General features: G+C 67.4%; 2 protein-coding genes. One reads left to right on the forward strand and one right to left on the reverse strand.

Annotation, left to right across the window (positions count from 1 at the left end; genetic code table 11):
- Positions 1–599 (forward strand): ATP12 family protein (locus tag JCM25156_RS16475; protein ID WP_025813975.1); only part of this gene is annotated, 599 nt, incomplete at its 5' end.
- A gap of 73 nt (positions 600–672) precedes the next feature.
- Here the strand turns inward: JCM25156_RS16475 and ispF are convergent.
- Positions 673–1,441: 2-C-methyl-D-erythritol 2,4-cyclodiphosphate synthase (gene ispF / locus JCM25156_RS16480; protein ID WP_025813976.1), on the reverse strand; the 769-nt coding region annotated here is incomplete at its 5' end.

The following is a 1,441-nucleotide window of genomic DNA, read 5'->3' on the forward strand; positions in this document are numbered from 1 at the left end:
CCGAGCCCCTTGCCGGGGCCATTGCGGGGGAATGGGCGCGCGCGGGCGGCGAAAAGGGGGGCGCATTCACCCCCGATGACCTGCCGATGACACGCATGGCCGGCAGCATGATCGAACGGATCGCGCCCGAACCCGCCGCACAGGTCGCGGCACTGATGCAGTATGTGGATGGGGAGCTTCTGTGCTACCGCGCGGAACATCCCGCCCGGCTCTGCGCGGCGGAGCGGGAGGAATGGGATCCCCAGCTTGCCTGGCTGCGCGCGCGCCACGGCATCGACATGGCGGTGACCCACGGCATCATGCCGCTGGCGCAGTCCGCGCAGGTGCATGCGGCGTGGCGGGACGTGCTGGGCAGGCTGGACAACGCCACGCTGGCGGCGCTGGGCGTGATGGTACCCGCCATGAAAAGTATCGTGCTGGGGCTTGCGGTGGTGACGGGCGCGCTATCGGCCACCCGTGCGGCGGACATCGCCACCGTGGGCGAACGCATCCAGATGACGATATGGGGCGAGGACGCCAAGCTGGTTGAGGCCCTGCGCCAGCTTGCGGCGGAGGTGGTGGAGGCCGACCGCTTCATGCATCTGTGTCAGGCGCGGTGAAACGGGCCTGAAATGAAAAACGGCCCGGTCGCGTGACCGGGCCGTTTTTTTATCTGGATTCAGGATATGGCGCTCAGGGCACCAGCACCGTGGCGCAGGCCTGACTGGCGATTCCTTCCTCCCGCCCGGTAAAGCCCAGCCGTTCGGAGGTCGTGGCCTTGACCGAAATCCGGTCAATATCCACCTTCAGCAGCTCGGCCAGACGCGCGCGCATGGTTTCCGAATGCGGGCCGATCTTGGGGCGTTCGCAGATCAGCGTGACATCGGCGTTGACCAGCATGCCGCCGCGCTGGCGGATACGCTCGCCCGCGTGGATGAGGAAGCGCGCGCTGTCGGCGTCCTTCCACTGGTTCTGGCTGGGCGGGAAGTGGCGGCCGATGTCCCCTTCGGCCAGCGCGCCGTAAATCGCGTCGCACAGGGCGTGAATCCCCACATCGGCGTCCGAATGTCCGGCAAGGCCGCGTGTGTGCGGCACGTTCACGCCACACAGGATCAGGGGCCGGTTCTCGGCAAAGGCATGCACGTCATAGCCGATCCCGGTGCGCGGCAGCAGGGTCGGGCCGATCAGGCGTTCCAGGCGCACCAGATCCTCCTTGTAGGTCAGTTTGATATTGTCTTCCGAACCGGGAACGATGGCGACATGGTGCCCGGCCAGTTCCAGCAGGGCGGCGTCATCCGTCGCATCGGCGGCGGTGGCGGAGCGGTGCAGATCCCGCAATATCCCGAAACGGAAGCCCTGCGGCGTCTGGGCGCGGAACAGGTCGGTGCGGGGCACGGTATCGGTGATGATGCCGTCACGCGCGCGCTTGATGGTGTCGGCCACCGGCACAGCGGGAATGGCG

This window comes from Komagataeibacter kakiaceti JCM 25156 (assembly GCF_000613305.1).